The following is a 22,820-nucleotide window of genomic DNA, read 5'->3' on the forward strand; positions in this document are numbered from 1 at the left end:
AAAAATAATACTAATACTTAGTAATACCTAAGGGCAGGAAGAAAATCATTATGTATAAAACTGGCCACTATATTGCTTTCCCTTGTTCAGATGAGCTACGAGCTACCTCAAGGGAATTTATTGGGCTAATGAAAGGCCCGAGCCCTAGAACGCAAAGTAAAAAACTTACCAGTGCTCTGAGCCTGTTCGCGGATGAAATTATTGATGCATTCCTGATCGATATGGTCCGAAACACTGAACTAAACGGCCCACAGCGAAAGCTATTAGAAATGGCAGACTCAGGGCTTAAGAAAACTGCACACGCAGTGATTAATAGATTTTCAAGCAAGCTCGATATTAAACAGCAGACGGGTATTGCCGACCATATAGATTCTTGCCTACTTCCTATAGAACGGGACAATCCACATCAGGTCGAATTCGTCGCCATTCCCATTACACAGGCATTTAGTGAGGAGCTACGTGAAAGCTACAATAAGCTTCACACCGACGGCGTTGACAGCAGTATCCAGAGCATTGTGGCAAATCAAAAAGCGGTCATTGACCGTATGTTTGAATTTCTTATTGATAGGCTTTTAAGCATTGTGAAATTAGGGGCTATCGCTCAGAAAGTCGTGGGAGTGGCTGCAAGCACTTGCCTGAAGATGATGCACTCGACTACTGAAAAACTTCTTTCTGGTATGAGTGAAGCTGAACTAAAAGTAGCCGTTGGCCATTTCGAAGAAATGCTAATCACAGCGCCGCAGCAGGCAAAATGATATCGCTACTTATCGCCTTAATCGCAATTTTTTAAATGATGGACGCCATATATGCAAAACTACAATTATGATGCGGAGTTAAGACCCTACCTGTCCGTATTACCAAGCGTGATAGATCTTTCAACCACGGAGTTAATTCGAGACTTCTGGACCGATTTTGTGTCACGAAGACCACCCTTTGAGAAGTCTAAAAGCTCAAGCAAGATCAGCATTGAAAACCGCACAATACCCGGCCTTAATGGCGCACCCGCCATCGCAATAAGAATCTATCGCCCCAAAATGGCTAGCAAGGCTAAACTTCCGGGAATATACGAAATTCATGGCGGTGGTTTTGTTATTGGCGACTTAGAAATGCAAGACGCCTGGTGCGCCAATATTGCGGTAGAGGTGGGCGCTATAGTGGTATCGGTAGACTACCGACTCGCCCCAGAACACCCCTTCCCTGCAGCCACAAACGACTGCTATGCCGGCTTTTGCTGGCTGTTTGAGCATGCCGAAGAACTGGGCATCGATCCCTCACGCATCGCTATCTCGGGCCAGAGTGCCGGCGCCTGCTTAGCCACTGCGACCACCTTGAGAGCCCGCGATAGTGGCGGTCCGAAGGCCTGCTTTCAGCTACTTGAAATACCCGTATTCGATGACAGAATGGAAACTGCATCAATGCTGGAGTTTAAAAATACGCCGATGTGGAATCACCCCAATGCCATATGGGGCTGGCAACATTACCTAGGACCTGATCATTGTGGTGATGTTTCACCCTATGCTGCACCAGCGCGGGCGCAAGACCTGAGCGGCTTACCCGATACCTATATCTCCACCATGGAATTCGACCCCCTTAGGGATGAAGGCATAGAGTTCGCACTTAGATTAATGAAGGCCGGGGTATCGGTAGAGCTTCACTCCTTCCCGGGTACCTTTCACGGCTCTACCGTCATAACTGCAGCAAAAGTATCGCAAAGAAATACACGAGAAATCATTGAATCACTTAGAAATCACCTAGCCAGATAGTAGCTAGCTTGGTCGCGATTAGATGGATATTAATCTGTATCCATCTAATTGTGATCAAGGCTCAGCAATCCACGCACCAAGACCAACTCCTAAGGTGCTACACATCACTGATAGCTACGCTCACTTAGCGATATTGCCAACCCCAATACTCTGGACTTGCATTGTTCTGAGCGATGTCGAATTAACTTTAGCTTCTTCTTTCTAAGACCAACTATTACTCACAGCACTGTATCTAGTGCGCTTATCTAGCGCCTATACCTAAGGTCTAGTTCTAGAGATTATTTCTAAGGCGTAATATCAAAGATGGGTCACACAATTAACGGGCCTTAAGCCAGCGTGCTCGTTCCACAATTTTCTGTAGTTCGAGCACGCTCCTTAAATTCAAAAGCAGAATAATTTCACTATTGGCAGCAATTAATATTTCCAGGCAAGGCGCAGGCCATAAGTCATTGGCTCACCCGGCGTAATTGATCTACCGAATTCAACACCTTGAGACCCTCTAGTGCGGTCCTCGTCCGTAAGGTTGCGACCGAATAGTGTCAACCTGGTGTTCCATGGCTCATAAAGATAGCCAATTCTTGCTCCCCATAGGGCATAGCCTTCTTCAAGACTTTCTGCACGGTTACTCGGCTCGTAGAAGAACTCATCGGTGAAATACACATCAGCAGCTACCTCCAACTCACCGCGGTCAAACATCCAGGTTTTACTCAACGCTAAATTTCCTGACAGCTCGGGGGTTTTCGGAATGCGATTACCAGAGAAATCTTGATTTTGACTCGTTAGTCCAGAGTTATCAGTATAGCCCTTGGCATTTGGATAAGCAGTAAATTCGGCGGTTTCTAGCCACCCAGCGCCACCAACCAGAACCAAGCCATCGACCAAGTGCGGCGCGATAACCCAGGTCACATCAAAATCAAAACCCCGAATATGAGACTGCTCAGCATTTTCAAAACTAACCGAACCACCGGTTGTCAGTGATACAAACTGAACTTGTTGATTCTCAATTTGATAATCAAAAATGGCTGCACTAAAAATCAAAGTACCTTGCAGGAACTTGGTCTTTACGCCCAACTCCCATGCCTCTATAGACTCTGGCAGGGCGTATGTTGGCGGCCCAGTTACTGCAAAACCGTTATACGTTCCACTTTTGGTGGCTTCTTGGTAAGACAGATAGACAAGCGTTTCTTCATCAAAGGGTCTTAGCTCGAAGGACACCTTTGGACTCGTTGTCACAGTCGCTAGCTTGGTAGATACTCGATCACCTTCCTGGGTCACTGCGTAGTCATAAGTAAACAGCGTGAGCTCTTCTCCACCCGCTAGCAGACCTAATTCAGATTCAAGTAACTCGCGCCCTTCATCCTGGTGCCGCACACCCAGGGTAATATCTAACCATTCAGTCAGCGTAAACGTAGCCTGGGCAAAGAACGACTCCGAATCGGTTGCCACTAGATTTTTTGCGTACAGAACACCGGAATTTAGATTTGCTGGCAGGATACCCAAACCCAAACTATCAACCAAAGATAAGACACCCTGCAATGGCGCTAGCACCGGGTCCAACAAATTGGCATAAAGCTCCAGTCGATCTCCTGGCTCTAGATAGCCCGTGAGACCTTCGAATTTATAAGCTCCCACTATCCATCTCAGCCAGTCACTTCCCCATGAATCTGGGTTTGAAATCAATTGCAATTCTGCGGTTTGTATATCGCCACCAAAGCCTGTATTGGTAAGGCCAATACCTTCCCGACCAGATGCATCAAAATCAACGATGGTTGATGACCTTATCTGCTGATCGCTGGCCAATGCTTTTATATCGAACCACGGTGTAAAGAATTCGATCTTGCCATACAGCATTTCATTATCAACGACACTGCCGCAACAATGGTCCAGCTCGGTTTCATCATCTCCGCGTTTATAATTATTCTCTGGAATGCCAATCGCCTTACCAAGAGTGGTCGGCTCTTCAGATGGTATAACCAATGCACCGGGGGTATCTGCGTTCAGCCTTAATCCCGCAACAGTCGCATCCACCCAATCAAAAGGAGCCCAGCGCAGCTTTAATCGGTAACCTTCACTTTCATCATCATGCATTGGCCCCTCGGGATCAGGCGCGGTGTTTTTTACAAAATGTTCTGTTTTTGCGTAAACCGGAGAGAATGAAAAAGCAAAGGTCTCACCAATAGGAACACTGATATAGGCCTTAGAATGCAGGTCTGGGTAGCTTGCAACCGTTAAGTTTACCTGAGCGTCAAATTCACCGAGCAGGGGATCACGGGTCGTAATATTTAGCGCGCCACCGTTGGCGTTCCGACCAAAAAGTGTTCCCTGCGCGCCTTTTAAAACCTCAATCCTTTCAACGACGCCAAAGTCCTGGGCCAATCCGACCGCAATCGGCAAGTAGATGCCATCAATATATGTGGCCACGCTCGGATCGGCAGTCAGAAATGCATCGGTACCTACACCGCGCAAATAGATGGTTGTAAATGCCATGACATTACTGACATTCAAGGTTGGGGTTACCATCTGAAGATCACTTTGATTGAATATCCCTAGGGCATCCAAGGTCTCTTCACTAAAAGCCTGAACAGAAATTGGCACATCCTGTAGATTCTCTTCGCGCTTTTGCGCGGTCACCATAACCTCTTCCAGTAAACGGCTAGTCTTTTTAGGCTTAGCCGCCTCATTGGCGTTGCCGCCATCAGTTTCTGCAACAACCTGAGCTTGAATCTGCCCAGCGGTAACCGATGCTACAAAAAAAAGTGTAAAACTCGCTTTTCTTATGATTTTTAACACAACATTTCTCCAGGGAGTACACTAGCTCAACAGTAATAGTAATATGTTTGATGTTTGAGCTATTACAATAAAACTAACGTTTTAGTTATTTTGTTATAAAAAAATAAATATACTTATAATTTATCTATTATTATTTCGCCAAATATCATTTTCTAAACACATCAGCTATCTAGCAATTGTTCTGATCCATATTGCGGTAACACCGCCGTGGGCGGTGTTATACAACAGTCTTTCAGGCGTCAAATACCGAGCGTGCTATGATCTCTCTCATGATTTCTGAGCTACCCGCATAGATTCTAGAAATTCGAGCATTGGTATAGAGTCGGCAAATTTCATATTCTTCCATATAGCCAGCGCCACCATGCAGCTGTACACCAACATCAACCATGCGACCCTCTAGTTCACTGGTAACGAGCTTGGCCTTAGCTGCCATGTCTAATGTCAGCTTACCCTCATTGTGCATAACAACGCAGTGATCCACATAAACCTGAGCCATATCCAGCTCCGCACTCAAGGTCGCCATCTGGAAACGGGTATTTTGGAAGTCTGAAATCGCCTTGCCGAAGGCCTTGCGGTCCTTCACAAATTCTTTGGTAACAACAAAAGCCCGATTCGCCGCAGCGACGTAGCCCACCGCCGCTAATAGACGCTCTTCAGCCAGACCAATCATCAAATAATGAAAGCCCTTATGAGCATCGCCGAGGACGTTTTCCTTTGGCACTCTAACGTTATTGAAGAATAATTCGGCGGTATCCTGGGCTTTAAGGCCCATTTTCTTAAGATTGCGACCCCGCTCAAAACCTTCCATGCCGCGCTCCACAATAAACAGGCCAATATGGCGCGGGTTGTCGGGGTTAGTCTTTGCCGCCACGATAACAATATCGGCGTTAATACCATTAGATATATAGGTTTTGGAACCGCTTAGCTCCCAGTGGTCACCATTGTCCACTGCCCGTGTTTTTATACCCGCAATGTCGCTGCCGGCATCTGGCTCGGTCATTGCGACAGCTAAGATCGTCTCACCGGTCACACATTTTGGCAGCAGACGAGCCTTTTGCTCAGCATTACCAATGTTGCCGATATATGGGGCCACTAAACGGCTGTGAAGGGTATGATAAAAACCAGAATCGCTGTAAGTGGCATCCTCTTCCATCATAATTTGCTGATATCGGAAGTCTTCCAAGCCGAGCCCGCCATGAGCTTCGTCGGCCCAAGTCAAAAGAAACCCATGCTCGCCCATTTTCTTGAACATCTCGCGGGGAACAATGCCGGCTTCGCGCCACGCTTCGGTATGAGGCTGAACTTCCTTTTGTAAGAACTTACGATATTGCTCTCGAAATATATGCTGTTCTTCGGTGAATAAAGTACGTTCCACTGATATCTCCCTATGCTAGCGACTAGCAATTAAAGCACTTGTATATATGGACACACCCTATAAATAGCGCGCGATTTGTTAGTAGCAAATTACTTGATTGCCAAATCACAGAGGACTACGGTGTGTTTTGACTAGCCCAGCCTTGGGTTCTACAGCAAGCTAGGAACTTTGCTTCCACCCCAAATACCGTATATCCACAACTATTTTTATTTTGGTACTATTCATTAAATACCATTTCTAAGTATAAGATGAGCATATTTAAACTAACGGACTATGTATACCCGGTTCAATGAAATGAATACGTTTTTGCTCGCAATGCATAGAGAATTACGCAGAACAGACTCAGCCCACTATTCTGCCCCTTAAAATACAGCTAAATTTCGACGTTACGTAGAAAATCCATGTGCCTATCTAGCTCCCCAGAAGGCTCCGCGCACTTTACTGGTGCAATTACGTGGCGCTTCATATATCGCTCTATCAATACAGCTATACCCCTGACAAGAAGACCATATAGCTAGATTTCAGCATTTGACGCCATAACACCCCGCAAGTCGAAGCGACTTGACTCACTGTCACTATCCAGCGTTATATTACTGGTATTGAATTATTCCATAATTATATTCAAGCCATTATGAAAATACTGTGCAGTAAATACAGTTCTTGTGCTGTGCCATAAAAAAGTCGGGACATGTGTTCATACATTTTATTATCTGCATTACATTATTAGTAAACAAATTTTGCTAGTATCGATCACAGATCAATACGCTTTACCCAGCGAAGCAGCGACCTCAGAGCGATCAAACTATTTCCAGTAAGAATATTAGGAATAAGCAACACAGCAACGAGCAGTTTTGAGTATTAAATACACAACAATAAAAAGGCATAATGATGACTAAGAAAAAGCATTACCAGCTCCCACTTGAACGCTTAAAAATACTTGTGCATGAGCACGGCGATGAGGTCTGGCTGCATCAACCAACAAATCGAGTCTGGGCCCAGTACACTTTTAATCAGGTCTATGATTCAGCACTGCGTATCGCCGCCGGCCTTAAAGCTCAAGGTATTAACACTGGCGATCGCGTCGCAATTCTTGCTAAAAATAGCGCCTATTGGATGATCGCAGATTTTGCCTGCATGTTGGGGGGCTTTATTAGTGTGCCGATTTACGCCACTGCAGGTGAGGACACCATTAGTTACGTCATGGAGCACAGTGATAGCAAAGCGATTTTCGTCGGTAAATTAGATGATGGCACGGCAGCGGATGCCGTATTAAACGCTACTAACGTCATTGCTCTTCCTGACTATAATTTAGAAAACCGCATTCCAGATCATCGCTGGCATGATTGGCTGCTCCGCTATGAGCCACTAACAGATATTCATCAGGCGGCCGCGGATGATACGCTCACCATCGCTTACACATCAGGCAGCACCGGTAAGCCCAAGGGTGTAGTTCTATCTCACATAAATCTTGCCGCCGCCGGCCATGACACCGCAGACCTTCTAGGGGCGGGTGACAGTGAACGACGCGTGCTTTCCTACCTACCAATGGCACACATCACCGAACGCTCAATAGTGACCATGCACTCCTTGTACAAGCGGCTCACCATTTACTTTAACGAAGATCTCGCTAGCTTCGTTGAGGACCTAAATATAGCAAAGCCAAGCTTTTTTATGACCGTGCCGCGCCTATGGGCAAAGTTCCAATCTCAGGTGCTGTCAGTCATCCCCGACGAGCAGCTCCAAGAGATGCTTAAGGGCGAAGGCGGAGAAGCGGTAGCTGCGGGCATCCGCGCAAAGTTGGGGCTTAACGAATGCTCGGCCTTCGGCTCCGGCACTGCGCCCATTCCCCCCGGCCTACTCAAGTGGTTTCGGGGCATTGGCATCGATATCGGCGAAGGCTGGGGCATGACAGAAACATCTGGCCCAGCATGCTCCAACCTGCCCTACCACGCCGAGCGGATTGGGAGCATTGGCGTGCCGCTACCCTGCACAGACATGAAGATTTCCGACGAGGGCGAAATTCTTATTCGTGGCACCGCAATATTTAAAGAGTATTACAAGAATCCTGAAGCCACCGCCGAAACCTTTATTGGTGACTGGATGCGCACCGGCGACAAAGGTATCCAAAATGAGGACGGCTCGTTTAGTATTATTGGCCGCGTGAAAGAACAATTCAAAACCGGCAAGGGTAAATATGTGGCGCCGGTTCCCATTGAATGCCTAATTGGCGCTGTACCGCTTATCGAACAAGTTTGTGTAGTGGGGTCTGGTCGCGGTCAGCCAATGGCACTAGCTGTACTCGCTGATTTAGGCACTATCAACAAGGATGACGTTCGCAGCATCATTTCCAGCGCGGTTGCTGAAATGAATGCGGGCTTAGAGTCACATTGCCGTATTGATCACATCCATATATGTGATGAAGCGTGGACTATTGAGAATAATATGCTGACTCCGACGATGAAACTAAAGCGGGATATGCTCGAGGCTAAGTATCGCCATATCATTGAAGGCGAAACCAAGGAGTTGGTGGGCTGGAGCTAAAACCGCTAGCGCGGCGCACTAGAAAAATCTAGTTCGCCGCGCTTACTATCGATCTCATCGCTAAATCGTCCAGTAATACCTTCGCTAAACTGCTTAGCAAACTCCTCGCTTTAACTTCCGCTGCACTTGTTACTACAAACACTACAACCGAGCCAAGCCCAAACGGGCAGCCGAGACTGCCGCCGTGAGCATCGCCATTAAAATTAACTTAAAACGCCCAGACTATTGAGCTCAGCTAACTCGGCTTCGCCATAGCCTAGCTCCGTTAATACGGTCTTCGTGTCCGCACCAGCTTTACGTGGCGAGAACTTCACTTCAGACACGGTGCGACTAAAGCGTGGCGCCGGCGCTGGCTGCACTTCATCAGCTATTTCTATATAGGTATTACGTGCAATATTATGCGGGTGCTTAGGCGCTTCTCGGTAGTCTAGTACCGGGGCGAAGCACACATCACTACCCTCCATAATTTCACACCACTGCGCCTGGGTTTTGGTCTTCAGCGCCGCTGCTATTTTCGCCTTCAAAAGCGGCCATTCACCGGCATTGACCTGATTGGCAAAAGCCGCCGGATCTAGTTCTAGCTTTTCTATAAGCAGGGCATAAAATTGCGGCTCAATCGATCCAATAGAAACAAATTCACCGTCGATAGTTTCATATACATCGTAAAAATGAGCCGCGCCATCAAGCATATTACTCGCGCGCTTTGGCCCCCAAATACCAAGCTTGTCCATACTGTAGAACATAGACATCAAGCTGGCAGAGCCATCAGTTATGGCAGTGTCGATAACCTGACCCAGTCCAGAGTTTTTCGCTTCCAGTAACGCCGCGAGTATTCCCATTACTAAAAAATGACTACCGCCCGCATAGTCACCCACTAAATTGAGGGGTGGCACTGGGGAATCTTGTCTACCAATGGCGGCAAGGGAGCCAGTGAGTGAGATATAATTAATATCGTGACCTGCCGCCTGCGCCAAAGGCCCAGTTTGCCCCCAGCCCGTTATGCGGCCGTAGACAATTTTGGGATTGCGCTGCAAACAGACATCCGGACCAAAACCCAAACGTTCAGCAACACCGGGACGAAAGCCCTCAAAAATAGCATCGGATTGCTCAACGAGCTTCAGCAGCGCTTCAACACCCTGCTCAGTCTTCAAATTAAGAGCAATAGATTTCTTGCCACGTGACTGGCAGTCAAGGTCAGAGGGCAATCCAATGCCGTTGGCCTGTGATGAGCGTTCAACGACGGTGATCTCTGCGCCCATATCCGCCAGCAGCATCCCCGCGTAAGGTCCGGGGCCGATACCCTTCATTTCTATTATTTTAACGCCAGCTAAGGGACCCATTTTATACACTCCTAAAATCACTAATTAGTAAAAAATCAACGGCGATGAAAAACCTACAGGTTGATCATTATGATACGAACACGATTTAAAAAATTTCTTAGTCCATATTGCTACTATAACTTTCAGAAAATATGCGACGGCCGATAATCAGCTTCATGATTTCAGAACTGCCCGCCAGAATGCGGTTGATTCGCGAGTTTTGAAACATCTGACAGATTTCATACTCGGCCATATAGCCATTACCGCCGTGCAGCTGGACGCCTAAATCGAGCATTTTCCATTCAATTTCGCTAGCTTGTAATTTCGCTACAGCGGCCTTCTCAGCGCTAAGCAAATCTGTATTTGAAAGCTGCACACAATGGTCGATATATACTTCTAAGACATCGATCTCAGCTTCCATTTCTGCCATTTTAAATTGGGTGTTCTGCATCTTTGACAGCGGCTTACCGAATACTTTGCGCTGCATTACATAATCGCGGGTCAGATTAAACGCGACCCTTGCATTGGCAACGCTGCCGACTGCCGATATCAATCGCTCCTCCGCTAAGCCCTGCATTAAATGTACAAATCCCATATCGCGCTGACCGAGCATGTTTTCTTTAGGTATCTTGACGTCGCTAAAAAAGAGCTCTGCAGTGTCTTGCGCGTGCAGCCCCATTTTCTCTAAATTCCTACCCCGCTCAAAACCCTCCATGCCGCGCTCAACTACCACCAAGGTCATTGCATGGGGGTTATTGTCTGGGTCGGATTTTGCGGCAACAATTACTAAATCAGAATTGATACCATTGGAGATATAAATCTTGGAGCCATTGAGAACAAAGTGGTCTCCCGCGTCTACGAGAGTAGTGCGCATACCCGCTAAGTCACTGCCTGCATCTGGCTCGGTCATTGCTACCGCTAGGATTGATTCACCGCTAATACACTTGGGTAGCCAGCGTTGTTTTTGCTCTTCAGTAGCAAAATTTCCTAGATACGGACCAACCAGGCGGCTGTGCACGGTTAAAAATAACTCTGCACACCCGGCTCGAAATGCCTCTTCGATAAATATTTGCTCCCAGCGAAAGTCCTTATCCCCCATACCGCCGTATTTTTCATCGGCCCATATTAAAAGGAAACCTTGCTCTCCCGCTTTTCTAAACAATTCGCGATCAAAAATACCATTGATGCGCGCCTGCTTAACGTGGGGCGCAACTTCGGTTTCAAAAAACTTGCGTACTGATTCGCGAAAATAATTTTGCTCTTCCGTAAAATTGCGCATCACTCATTTCCCTGCCATCTTATTTATTATTGATATAAAAAACGGTGGCCCATTTGCACAGACCACCGTAATTTTTACAGCGTTAACTGACTATCTCGATCTTATTATGAGGCGAAGGTTTCGCCCGCTGCCAATTTCGCAGCCACTATTGCTGGCGCTTTAAAGCGTTCGCCATAGCTAGCTTCGAGCTCCGCGCAGCGATCACTAAAGCGCTGTATGCCATAGGTGTTAACAAACTGGATAAAACCACCCGTCCACATTGGCGCGCCAATACCCATGACCGAGCCAATATTACCGTCGACCACGGTGCGCAAGACACCTTCTTCAAGGCACTTCAAAGACTCAATGACTTGACGGAACAATAGGCGATCTTTGACATCTTGATCTGGAAGCGCGACCTCTGGCTTATAGTATTTCTCTATAATAACCGGCCACACAGTTTTACCAGACTCACTCCAGTCATAGTAACCACCGCCGTGATGACGGCCACCACGATCGTGCTCTTCCACCATTAAATTGACGATTTCCATAGTCAGGCTGCGATCACCCATATCTAGGCCCATCTCTTCCCACGTGGCATTCGCCTTGTACTGCAATTGCTGACTGGTTTCATCAGTAATGGTCAACGGCCCTACGGGCATGCCAATGGCCTTACCTAGGTTATCGATTTTAATCGGGTGCAGGCCTTCGTGAATAAGTCTGGCGCCCTCATCGAGGTAAGTACCAAATGTACGGGAGGTGAAGAAGCCAACCGAGTCGTTAACAACAATCGGAATTTTGCGAATTTGCTGAGTGAAATCAAAGGCTTTAGCAAGCGCTTCATCACTGGTTTTTTCGCCGCAAATTATTTCTACCAAGGGCATTTTGTCGACAGGTGAGAAGAAGTGAATACCGATGAAATTATCAGGATTCTTACTGCCTTCGGCCAGTATGGTGATGGGCAAGGTTGAGGTATTGGAACCCCATACCCCGTTCTCTGCCAAGAAGGGCTCTAACTCTTGAGTAATTTTGTGCTTGAGTTCAACATTTTCAAACACAGCCTCAATGATCAGGTCACAACCACGCAGATCTTCATTTTCAGCAGTGGGCTTAATCAGCGCCAATACTTGATCACGTTTTTCCTGCGTCATGCGGCCCTTGGCAACACTTTTATCCAACAGTTTTTGCGAGTAGGCCTTACCTTTATCAGCGCTTTCCTGCGAGATATCTTTGAGGACAACGGCGATACCGGCCATGGCTGAAACATAGGCGATGCCCTGCCCCATCATGCCGGCGCCAAGAATACCGACTTTCTTGGTCAGATTTTTTTCCTGACCTTCAGGACGACTAGATCCAGCATTGATTTTATTCAAGCCAAAGAAGAAAGTAGTAATCAGGTTCTTCGCCTCTGGCGTAGTGACCAGATGCGCGAGCCCGCGACTTTCTATCTTCATCGCAGCATCAAAGCCAACAGTGGCAGCCTGTACCGCGCAATCCAGTATTTCAGCTGGCGCAGGCATCAAACCACGGGTTTGCTTAAACAGCATGGTAGTTGCAACAGGCAGAATCTGCGAGTTGGCTGGATCACTAGCCTTGCCGCCGGGAATTTTAAAGCCCTTAACATCCCATGGCTGAACAGCGGCACTTTCGTCGCCCTTCACAGACAGGATATAAGCCTTGGCGCGGGGCACCAACTCTTCCAGGCTGGCTACCACTTCGTGAATCATACCCGCCGCCAGCGCTTTTTCTGGAACCAGCTTTTTACCCTCTACCAACAGTGGCAGTGCAGACTGCAGCCCCAGCAAACTTACCATACGGACAATACCACCGCCGCCAGGCAATAGGCCCAAGCTGACTTCTGGCAGGCCTATCTGTACCGACTTGTGGTTGTAGGCAATACGGTGATTACAAGCTAGGCATATTTCAAAACCGCCACCCAGAGCAGCGCCATTGATTGCAGCAACCACAGGCACGGGCAACTTTTCTAGGCGACGCAGCTGAGCTTTGCCCGCGTTTAAGCGATCCATCATCACGCCTTCTTGGCCCTTTTCTATCGCCAATAGGTCTTTAATATTACCGCCAGCAAAAAACACTTTTTTGGCCGAAGCGAATATCACGCCCGCCAAGCCCTGCTCTGCTTCTAGTTTTTCAATGGTCTCGCCCATAGCCACGTCATACTCATCGTTCATTGAGTTAACAGGGCCAGTCATGTCCATAGTCACGGTAACAATACCGTCGGTATCTCTTTCGTACTTAAATACGCTCATGTCACTTCTCTCAAATTTGTCTTCTGTATGCGATTTAGAACGCTGTCTATAAATCGCAAGCTAGCAAGTCGCTCGGGGCGCTCTACAGTCTTTCTATAAGGGTACTGATACCCATACCACCGCCGACACACAGTGATAGCATCGCCCGCTTCAAGTTGCGGCGCTCCAGCTCGTCAAGCATCACCGACACCAACATGCCGCCCGTCGCTCCGAGAGGATGCCCCATCGCAATAGCGCCGCCATTTACATTGGTAATTTCGTGATCGATACCTAGGTCTTTCATATAGCGCATGGCCACGGAGGCAAAGGCTTCATTGATCTCCCAAAGATCGACATCGGCGACTGTTAGGCCCGCTACTTTTAGGCACTTCATTGCCGCTGGGCCGGGGCCAGTTAGCATAATGATAGGATCGGTAGATAGCACCGCCGTGGCGACAATGCGCCCGCGTGGCGTCAAGCCCAGATCCTTACCCGCCTTCTCAGAGCCAATTAGTACTGCAGAAGCACCATCGACAATCCCAGATGAATTACCCGGGGTGTGAACATGGTTAATCTTGTCTAATTGATTGTATTTTTTGAGCATTGTGTCGTTAAAACCAAGACCGCCCATGGCCTCGAATGAAGCCCGCAGCTTGCCTAGGGTTTCAATAGTAGTACCGGGCTTAATGAAGTCATCGCGCTCGAGAATCATTAGGCCATTTTTGTCCCGCACTGGCAGCACAGACCTATCGAAGTAGCCATTGTCACGCGCGTGAGCAGCGCGGCGCTGAGACTCAACTGCGAAGGCATCAACATCTTGACGGCTATAGCCATCAAGGGTGGCAATGGTATCGGCACCAATGCCCTGAGGTACAAAGCCCACCTTTAGCATAAAACCGGGATCTTGCCCCATTGCTCCGCCGTCTGCACCCATTGGTACCCGTGACATACTCTCAACGCCACCGGCTACAATGAGATGTTCCCAACCCGAGGCAATTTTCTGCGCAGCAGTGTTTACCGCTTCTAATCCAGAAGCACAAAAGCGATTCAGCTGGACACCGGCAACGGATTCATCCCAGTCAGCATTTTGCACAATCATCTTGGCGATATCGGCTCCCTGCTCATTAACCGGCGCCACACAACCTAAAATCACATCATCTACGTAACTAGTATCAAGGTCATGACGCTGCTGAAGGCCTTTCAACAAGCCGGCGCCTAAGTCGATAGCTTTGACTTCATGTAGTGTGCCGTCAGCTTTACCTTTAGAACGCGGTGTACGCACGGCGTCAAATATATATGCCGGATTGGCAGCTTGTGTACTCATAGTAGCCTCATGTGATGGGTAAACTTTTTCAAGGTCGCTAGTGTTTAACCTGAGAGGTATTTAGGCAATGACGCCCGCCAACAAAAACAGACACTAGGTGACCCCAGAATGCTAAACTCCTGTCATGACAGACATCACCATTGCCACGCCCTTTTTGCGCCAGTCGCTGGAAGGCGCCGCCGCTGCAGGCTACGACACTAAACGCATATTAAAGGAATGCGGAATTTCCCCTGCCCTGCTGGAGCAGAACCAAGCTCGTATCGCCCTGGATAATTTTATACTGCTTCAGCAACGCGTCATGAGGGTAATGAACGATGAGGGCCTGGGCCTCTTCGATAGGCCTGTACGCTTAGGCACATTTGACCTAATAGCTCATGCGATGATGCACTGCACCACTGTCGGCGACATACTTAGGCGCATGTGTCACTACAATAATTTATTTGAAGTCGGCTTCATTCATACCGTAGAAGAAAGCGGTAGCCAGCTTATATACCGACTCCAGCGCCGCCACCCCGGCGCGGTGAAAAACAATTATATTGCGACCTCTATCGTGATGACGATCCACCGGTTTTTATGTTGGGCAAGCGTTACCAGGGTGCCGTTAGCAAGTGTTCACCTCGATTTTCCTCCTCCAGAGTGGGCCTCAGAATATCGATATATTTTCTACGGTTTCCCGGTGAAATTTAATCAAAAGTATATAGAGCTATACTTTGATCAAGATCATATGGCACTCCCCAACCGGCAAGACGTCGGCAGTCTTAAGAGCTATCTTGCGCGCGCGCCACGCAATATTTTTGTTCCAGAAAAAAATCTCAGTTATAGCAGCCAAATTCGCGGTGAGATTCTGCGCAGCATTCAGAATAATGAAGGCATTCCCAGCATGGAAGAGGTTGCTGAAAAGCTAGCAATGCACCCGCAAACACTACGCCGCCGTCTGCGTGATGAATCTACCGATTTCACCGTGGTACGCACACAGGCACGACGTGATGTCGCTATTTATATGCTTAGTAAGCCGCAATATCGCATCGAGGATATTTCAACACAACTGGGCTTTTCGGAGTCAAGCGCCTTTGTTCGGGCGTTTAAAGGCTGGATGGGCATGACGCCTATGGCCTATAGAAAAATGTGATGTATAGCCTCAACTTTCACAGTGCTGCTAGTGTGTAAGTTAAATCACTGGATTGGACATTATTATTTCAATCACTACCCAAGACTGAGTTAGTAGTATGGCAAGCTGCTAAAAAGAAAATTGATTTGCATCCAAAACTGACCCACTATTCGTAAGCAGTATTCATCCACCTCAATCGTTTTTCTTAGACCACAAACAGCTCTAGCAACGATCTATTGATGGATCGATCTATCGTGCCTATTCCGCGCTACTGCGGATGGATATTCAATGCAATTCGACACACAGCCACCTATTTTAAGCCGGGCCTCCCTAGAAGACCCACTGTACTATCTTGAAAATCTGCACACGGTCATCCACTGGGTGAGCCGTCATCACTGCGACTTACTTCAGCCCGAAGAGCTCAACCAACTCAGCGCGCTAGTGGGTATGCCATTGAGCGCACAAGCACTACTGGCAAGGATGGTGATGCGCAAAGGTGATATTTTTCGGGTGGATACACTGCAATATGACGAAATTCCGTCGACGGACGCGGCGCTAGACGCGCTTGAAGCAGCAGGCTTCGTCGATCAATCCCCAAACCTAGACGTTCAGCAGTTGTATCAGCACAGCCGCCACAAAGAGCTACAAGCACTATTGACTGCGACACAACACCCGCCCGCCAAATCGGCTCGCAAGATCGACCTGCTGCCGCTGCTTTTAGAGATGGCGGGAGAAGAGCAATCGCGGTCTTTAAAACACTGGTGGCCTCAGGCCTCATTTACCCTCGTGGCCTTAAAGTGCGACGCGCTGATGGACCGTGTGCGGCTTATGTTCTTTGGCAATCTGCATCAGGACTGGTCTGAGTTTGTCCTAGCAGAGCTGGGTCATCAGGTCTACGAGACCGTGGACTTTAAGCCCGAGTCTCGAGCTTTTCGGCATCGACAAGAAGTAGATCAGTATCTCACCATCCACACTTGCTACTCGCATCTCGCCAATGAAGTCGTTATACCTGACATTCTGCCACTCTGCTCAGATCCTATAGATAACGCTTGGCTGGAACATCGTCGCCAGCGTCTGCTTTTTCAGTTGGCACAATATGCCGAGCGCAGCGGTGAGAATGCACTGGCGACCACAATCTATGCGCAAAGCTCACTTGATGAGGCCCAGGTTCGATATTTCCGCTTACTGGAAAAGAACCTCGACGACGCCAGCGCCAACCTAGACACGCTCGAAAACGCGGCGACGCTGCTCAAGCGCCCAGAGGCGCAATTACATCTGGCTAGAATCGTTCATCGCTTGCGCCGCAAGTCGGGAATCGCCAGTAAAGCGCCACTCAAAAGGGCTATTCCCAGCCAAACGCTGACACTGGCAAATACCGGCCGACGGGTGGAAGCTGCCGTGCTAGAGGCCTTGGCGAGCCGCCCTGCAGTGACCGGCTTTTACACCGAAAACTGGCTATTTACCGGTCTTTTCGGGCTGCTGTTGTGGCCCGTACTTTACACCCCACTGCCTGGCGCCTTTTTTCACCCCTTTCAATCGGGACCGGCCGATCTATTCAGGCCCGATTTTGGCCAGCGGCGCAGCGCGCTAATTAAGCAACGCCTGGCTAGCCTCGACACTACAGAATACCGCTCGCTGATTATGCAATGCTGGCGAGAAAAGCAGGGCATCGCCTGTAAGCTAATTCACTGGTCGGCATTAAACCAAGAGCTGATTGAGCTGGCCCTAGACTTAATACCTGCTGACCACCTCAAAACCGTTTTCCAGCATTTACTCACCGACCTGCGACATCATCGCAGGGGCATGCCCGACCTGATATTTTTCGACCAATACCAACGCAGTTATGAGCTTGTTGAAGTCAAAGGCCCTGGCGACCGGCTGCAAGACCATCAGCGCTTGTGGATTGAAAGCATGCTAGCGGCAGGGCTCCCGGTCTCTATTGCCGAAGTAGTCTGGCAGCCAAGGTCATGAAGCATATCTCCGTTAGATCACTGTGCGAATTTGCCGCGCGAACAGGGAGCCTAGAGTTTCGCTACACGCCTGCACCCAGCGCTGAAGAAGGCGTCATCGGGCATATGACGGTGCAGCAACGACGGCCAGATCCCTATGTCGCAGAGTACGCCCTGAAAGGGCTATGCGAAAACGTGGAGGTCAGTGGCCGAGTCGATGGCTACTATGCGCACCAGCAAGACTGCTTCTTGGAGGAAATAAAAACCCATCGCGGCCATGTCGATCGCATTGGCCCGGGCCGCCGAGCCTTACACTGGGCTCAACTTAAAGTGTATGGCGCCCTGCTCTGCCATCGCGACACACGCGACGCGATCACCCTGCGACTGACCTATTTTGAGGTCCGTGACGAAACTGAAACCACGGACGATCGCACCTTTAGTGCAGATACGCTCTGGGACTATCTAAGCGCGCTGTGCAAACGCTACCTACTGTGGGCAGAGAAAGAAGCGCAACATCGCCAGCAACGAGACCTAGCACTGACGACACTTGAATTTCCCCACGACAATTACCGCACTGGCCAGCGGGACTTATCTGAGACGGTATACAAGGCCGCCAAGTCGCAAAGACCACTGCTGCTGCAGGCGCCCACTGGCATCGGCAAAACGGTCGGCGTTCTTTTTCCTGCTATGCGCGCCATGCCTGACGCCAATCTCGATCGCCTGTTTTTTCTCACCTGCCGCAATACCGGCAGAAAGCTCGGGCTTGAGGGGCTTCGAGTCATTCTCGCTAAACGCAGCACAAGTATCCCTATTCGCATTTTGGAGCTGTCATCACGCGAGGCGGCTTGCGATCACCCAGACAAAGCCTGCCACGGCGATTCTTGCCCCTTGGCCAAGGGCTTTTTCGACCGCTTAGATGGTGCTCGCCAAGAAGCCGTTGAGATGGGTTTTCTGGATCACCAGACACTGCGCGAGATCGCCGGCCGACACGCTATTTGTCGGTATTTTCTGGCCCAAGAAATGGCCCGATGGAGCGACATCGTAGTTGGCGATGTGAATCACTACTACGATCACTTCGCCCTTCTTTACAGCCTGACCCTACAGAATGAATGGCGGGTGATGCCACTAGTAGACGAGGCCCACAATCTAATAGACCGCGCCCGAGGGATGTACAGCATCGCGCTCAGCGAAGCTGAAATGCTCTACACCATGAGCAAGGCGCCCGCGCCCTTGCTTAAGCCACTTTCGGATTTAGAAAGTGCGTGGTCAGACATGATTAAACCGTTTTTAGAAGCAGACATAAGTGCAGACGGGGAGCAAAAGCGTCGCTATTTTTTACCCTCGGTACCGGAAGATCTTAACAATGCCTTGTATAGCCTAATTGCGGCGATCACCGACTACCTTAGCGACCACCCCACCGCCGCAGATGTTCAGCACGTTCTATTTACCGCTCTGGGTTTTCTTAGACTCGCAGAGAAATTTGGCGAACACTCGCTGTGTACATTGGAGTATTCACTCGCTAGTTCTGGCGGCCGCGTCAAAGCGGGTAGCGCAAACCTTAGCATCGATAATCTTATTCCGGCTGACCACCTTAAAGATAGGTTTACCGACGCCTGCAGCACGGTATTGTTTTCGGCGACGCTATCGCCCCCTGGCTATCATTGTGACTTGCTCGGCATGCCAGAAAATACGGTGTTTAAGGATATTGATAGCCCCTTCCACAAAGATCAAATTGATCTGCGTATCATAACCAATATCAGCACCCGTCAAAGCCAGCGGCAAAACTCCTTGTCACCAATTAGCGAACGTATTGGCAAACAGTTTCATACCGCGCCCGGCAATTACCTAGTCTACCTAAGCAGCTTTGAATACCTAAACGCAATTCATGATTGCTTTACAAAACAGCATGCCCACATCATAACCTTCAGACAAAGACCGGGCATGACGCCCGATGCGCGCGAACAATTTATTGTCGATGTGAGTGATAACACGCCGAGCGTCGGCTTTGCCGTTCTCGGCGGAGTATTCTCGGAGGGAATCGACTTACCTGGCGACAAACTCATTGGTGTCTTTGTTGCCACATTGGGACTACCGCCACATGACGATCTGCATGAAGTCTTGCGCGAGCGCCTACAGCAGCGCTATGGCGACGGATACGGTTACACCTATCTGTATCCGGGGCTACAAAAGGTGATACAGGCGGCTGGAAGATTAATCCGCACACCCCAGGATCGCGGCGTCATCGAACTAATTGATGATCGCTATAGAAAGCCCGCATTAAAACAGTTGCTACCGAAATGGTGGGGGCAGTCAGACGATTGATGGGTGAAGACAATAGGCAGTGACGCAGCTAAGTTATGTCGTCCGCCTATATCAGCAAACGCAAACCATAACCGTTTCAGGCACATCAGCTTCGAAAACGATTATACTAACGGCCCATTTCAAGCTGGCCATAATTTTGAATAACGCCTACAAAGCCGACCTAATCCTTGTGCTCGTGACCCTGTTGGCCGCCATCAGTTGGATGTTTTCCAAGGAGGCGGTATTACAGATGCCACCTCTATTATTTATGTCAGTGCGCTTTTTTCTGGCCGGCCTGTTACTTGCCTGTGTCTCTTACAAAGCGCTTGCTAAGCTCGCCTTATCCGGCTGGCTTCACAGCGCCCGAGTGGGTTTGGTGTTTGGCGTTGCTATGTGCTTTTGGGTCACGGGGCTCGCCAAAGCAAGCCATGTAGGGGAAGCCGCTTTTCTAGCCAGCTTAGGTGTGGTGATGGTTCCCATTATTGCTCGGGTGCTATTTCGCGAGGCAATTCCCCGCAGCACTTGGCTCGCATTACCGGTAGCCGTGCTTGGTCTTGGTTTCCTGTCGCTCAGCGCGCCAATGGATCGCGCCCTAAAGTTAGAAACTGCGCATATTCTACTACTGACATCAGCCACCTTCTTCGCCTTGTATTTCAACCTGAATACCCGCGTCACCAATATTCCATCGTCGATACTGAAAAATGGCGAAAGCATCAAAGGAAGCAAAGTTCCGGTGCTCGCCTTAACGACGATTGTGCTGGGCACCACAGGCATAATTACCGGCCTTGTATCGGCGATACTTGAGCCTTGGTATCCAACCTTCGCCAATCTCCAAGCCGAATTAGTGGGCTGGGTTGTGCTCTCAGCCACTATTGGCACGGCCCTGCGCTTCTTGCTTCAGACCTACGCGCAAAGTCTCACCGCCAACAGTCATGGCGTCGTTATTATGGTATTGGAACCACTGTGGACGACCCTAATTGCCATGGCTTGGTTTAGTGAAACCATGAACACAAGCCAATTAGTAGGCTGCTTTTTCATTTTATTGTCGCTAATCGTAAATCGCTTCAAAGCAATTATTCAGCTTGTGCGGCCGAGATAAGCAATGCTGGGATCAGCACGAAACGCTTCATTTTAGTTTCTATCAAGTAGTCACTTTGATGATCGTTTATGCATCGATAAAACGGATGTAGTGCATAGCAACCCCCGCCGGATCCTCTACCTGCGGATAATGCCCTATCTCCGCCAACACCCCAAGATAGTCCAATCGGCAATTAAGCTCTTTGTAACGCGCGACCATATGGGCGCCAGAAACCGGATCAACCGAGCCATTAATGAGCGCCAGAGGAATGGACGATTTTTGCAAGACAGTCACCCAGCGCTCGCGATGCAATTTACGATCTCGCATATAGGTAATTAAATTATGAAAGATATGCTTGCCGTCTTTCTCGTTAATTAGCTGCCAGAATATCGCCAACTCCTCTGCCGTCGGTTTCGTTTGCTGACCAAATACCGAGCTAAAGTTGGCACTAAACTGCTTAAAACCAGCCAATTTATTCACCAGCGGCCCCAGCGGGCTAAGCAATAATTTTTGCGTCAATAAGGCATGGTGAGTCTCTGGAAATAAGCCCCCATTTAAAAAGCAGCACGACAAGCAGCGCCCTGCACCCGCGCCTTCTTGCTGTCTGGCCAATAGCTCCTGTGCGACGGTATCGCCGTAATCGTGGGCCAATACATGGAACTCGCCCAGGGACTTAGCCGCCACCAGCGCCTCAACGATATCGGCCTGACCATGAATAGAGTAAGTACTCACATTAGGTTTATCAGAGTAGCCAAAACCCAACATATCGAGGGCAACTAAGCGAAAGCGGAGTTTCAACTCATCCCAAATGCCAGACCAATCCCAACTTGAGGTTGGAAACCCATGAATAAGCAGCAACACCGGCAACTGACTATCGCCCGTGTCTCTAACAAATATTTGATGGCCACATAAATTCAGCCACTCTCCACCGGCCTTCCAGCTGGCAAGATCGTTTTGTAAGTTACCTGCATTCTCGAAACTCATCGCTACTCCAGACTCACCATGATGTATGACTGACAACAATATTAAAGCACAGCAATTAAAGCCGAACTTGACGTCCAGTTCAAGTTTTGGCTATATTGCTAACATCGCACGTTGAACAGACGGCAGAACAAACCAATTTGAGCGCAGTGATGAAAGCACTTCCTATCCAAGCTAGAGCTAAGCAAAAACGCGCCGCTTTAATTACCGCGGCAAAAGAATGCTTTGTTGAACATGGCTATGACAACACCACGGCCAAATCAATAGCTAGCTGCGCCGGCGTGGCTACCGGCACCTTTTATCAGTATTTCGACAATAAAGAAGACATATTGTGTGTCATCGCACAGCAGCGCATCGAAGATCTCTACCAACAAGTGCCATCAGCAAAAGAGCTGTTTACCCTAAGTGAAAACGCGCAACAAAACAGCGTGAAAGCCGATGCCACCCAAGCTATTTTTCTCTATGTGCTGGAGCTTATCTACGCCTTCCACGAGGAAGAGCCCGAACTGCATCAGGTTTTAGAACAGCGCAGGGCCTTAGATACAAGACTGGCAGAGATTTTAGGTCAAGGCGAAACTTTATTGGACGAGCGCGTATTATTATTCGTGCAAAGCTTCAATATAAAGAATGCAAACGCTGTTGCGTTTAATTTATTCGCCATGGCCGAGGGTTTGGTACATCGTCACGTGTTTGGCAATTCCAGCCAATCGAAAGCGACCACACTGCAATTAGGTGCAGCCATGCTCGCCAGCTATTTTGACCACTTATAAAATAATAGGTAACAAAT

At 48.8% G+C, this 22,820-nt stretch carries 15 protein-coding genes; 8 read left to right on the forward strand and 7 right to left on the reverse strand.

The window, feature by feature from the left end; translation table 11 throughout:
• The first annotated feature begins 50 nt into the window (after window positions 1-50).
• On the forward strand, window positions 51-755 hold the full coding sequence (locus tag AB4875_RS14745) for a hypothetical protein (protein WP_368376821.1): 705 nt from the start codon (window positions 51-53) through the stop codon (window positions 753-755).
• A gap of 51 nt (window positions 756-806) precedes the next feature.
• Complete coding sequence (locus AB4875_RS14750; RefSeq protein ID WP_368376822.1) at window positions 807-1,763, forward strand: alpha/beta hydrolase; 957 nt, start codon at window positions 807-809, stop codon at window positions 1,761-1,763.
• A gap of 414 nt (window positions 1,764-2,177) precedes the next feature.
• Here the strand turns inward: AB4875_RS14750 and AB4875_RS14755 are convergent, their stop codons facing one another.
• Both AB4875_RS14755 and AB4875_RS14760 read right to left on the reverse strand, forming a co-directional pair.
• Entirely contained in the window at window positions 2,178-4,553 is a 2,376-nt protein-coding gene (locus tag AB4875_RS14755) for a TonB-dependent receptor (protein WP_368376823.1), read from the reverse strand.
• Window positions 4,554-4,785: 232 nt separating this feature from the next.
• Window positions 4,786-5,928 carry an acyl-CoA dehydrogenase family protein gene (locus AB4875_RS14760; protein ID WP_368376824.1) on the reverse strand — a complete coding sequence of 381 codons (1,143 nt, stop codon included), beginning with the start codon at window positions 5,926-5,928 and terminating at the stop codon, window positions 4,786-4,788.
• Window positions 5,929-6,816: 888 nt separating this feature from the next.
• On the opposite strand from AB4875_RS14760, the gene AB4875_RS14765 reads away from it, so the two are divergent.
• Window positions 6,817-8,469: an AMP-binding protein gene (locus AB4875_RS14765; RefSeq protein ID WP_368376825.1), complete on the forward strand. Its 1,653-nt coding sequence runs from the start codon at window positions 6,817-6,819 to the stop codon at window positions 8,467-8,469.
• 203 nt (window positions 8,470-8,672) lie between these two features.
• Here AB4875_RS14765 and AB4875_RS14770 read toward each other — a convergent pair whose 3' ends face one another.
• The 4 genes from AB4875_RS14770 to AB4875_RS14785 all read right to left on the reverse strand — a co-directional run bounded on the left by AB4875_RS14770 (window position 8,673) and on the right by AB4875_RS14785 (window position 14,616).
• Window positions 8,673-9,809, reverse strand: a complete 1,137-nt coding sequence (locus tag AB4875_RS14770) for a CaiB/BaiF CoA transferase family protein (RefSeq protein ID WP_368376826.1) — start codon at window positions 9,807-9,809, stop codon at window positions 8,673-8,675.
• A 97-nt stretch (window positions 9,810-9,906) separates the two neighbouring features.
• The gene (locus tag AB4875_RS14775) at window positions 9,907-11,067 is read right to left on the reverse strand and encodes an acyl-CoA dehydrogenase family protein (RefSeq protein WP_368376827.1); all 1,161 of its coding nucleotides are present in this window, start codon (window positions 11,065-11,067) and stop codon (window positions 9,907-9,909) included.
• 104 nt (window positions 11,068-11,171) lie between these two features.
• A complete protein-coding gene (locus AB4875_RS14780; RefSeq protein WP_368376828.1) occupies window positions 11,172-13,313 on the reverse strand; it encodes a 3-hydroxyacyl-CoA dehydrogenase NAD-binding domain-containing protein in 2,142 nt (713 codons plus the stop codon).
• An 82-nt stretch (window positions 13,314-13,395) separates the two neighbouring features.
• Window positions 13,396-14,616: an acetyl-CoA C-acetyltransferase gene (locus AB4875_RS14785; RefSeq protein ID WP_368376829.1), complete on the reverse strand. Its 1,221-nt coding sequence runs from the start codon at window positions 14,614-14,616 to the stop codon at window positions 13,396-13,398.
• Window positions 14,617-14,740: 124 nt separating this feature from the next.
• On the opposite strand from AB4875_RS14785, the gene AB4875_RS14790 reads away from it, so the two are divergent.
• The 4 genes from AB4875_RS14790 (at window position 14,741) to AB4875_RS14805 (ending at window position 21,073) form a co-directional block, all read left to right on the forward strand.
• Window positions 14,741-15,745, forward strand: a complete 1,005-nt coding sequence (locus AB4875_RS14790) for an AraC family transcriptional regulator (protein WP_368376830.1) — start codon at window positions 14,741-14,743, stop codon at window positions 15,743-15,745.
• A 267-nt stretch (window positions 15,746-16,012) separates the two neighbouring features.
• On the forward strand, window positions 16,013-17,695 hold the full coding sequence (locus AB4875_RS14795) for a VRR-NUC domain-containing protein (RefSeq protein ID WP_368376831.1): 1,683 nt from the start codon (window positions 16,013-16,015) through the stop codon (window positions 17,693-17,695).
• Window positions 17,692-19,995, forward strand: a complete 2,304-nt coding sequence (locus AB4875_RS14800) for an ATP-dependent DNA helicase (protein ID WP_368376832.1) — start codon at window positions 17,692-17,694, stop codon at window positions 19,993-19,995. Before AB4875_RS14795 ends, AB4875_RS14800 begins: the two co-directional genes overlap by 4 nt.
• Before the next feature lie 136 nt (window positions 19,996-20,131).
• Window positions 20,132-21,073 (forward strand): DMT family transporter, encoded by a 942-nt coding sequence (locus tag AB4875_RS14805; RefSeq protein ID WP_368376833.1) that lies wholly within the window; start codon window positions 20,132-20,134, stop codon window positions 21,071-21,073.
• 66 nt (window positions 21,074-21,139) lie between these two features.
• Here AB4875_RS14805 and AB4875_RS14810 read toward each other — a convergent pair whose 3' ends face one another.
• A complete protein-coding gene (locus AB4875_RS14810; RefSeq protein WP_368376834.1) occupies window positions 21,140-22,036 on the reverse strand; it encodes an alpha/beta fold hydrolase in 897 nt (298 codons plus the stop codon).
• A gap of 149 nt (window positions 22,037-22,185) precedes the next feature.
• On the opposite strand from AB4875_RS14810, the gene AB4875_RS14815 reads away from it, so the two are divergent.
• Window positions 22,186-22,803, forward strand: a complete 618-nt coding sequence (locus AB4875_RS14815; RefSeq protein WP_368376835.1) for a TetR/AcrR family transcriptional regulator — start codon at window positions 22,186-22,188, stop codon at window positions 22,801-22,803.
• Window positions 22,804-22,820: the final 17 nt, after the last annotated feature.

This window comes from Zhongshania sp. R06B22, assembly GCF_040892595.1.
GTDB classification, from domain to species: Bacteria; Pseudomonadota; Gammaproteobacteria; order Pseudomonadales; family Spongiibacteraceae; genus Spongiibacter; species Spongiibacter arctica.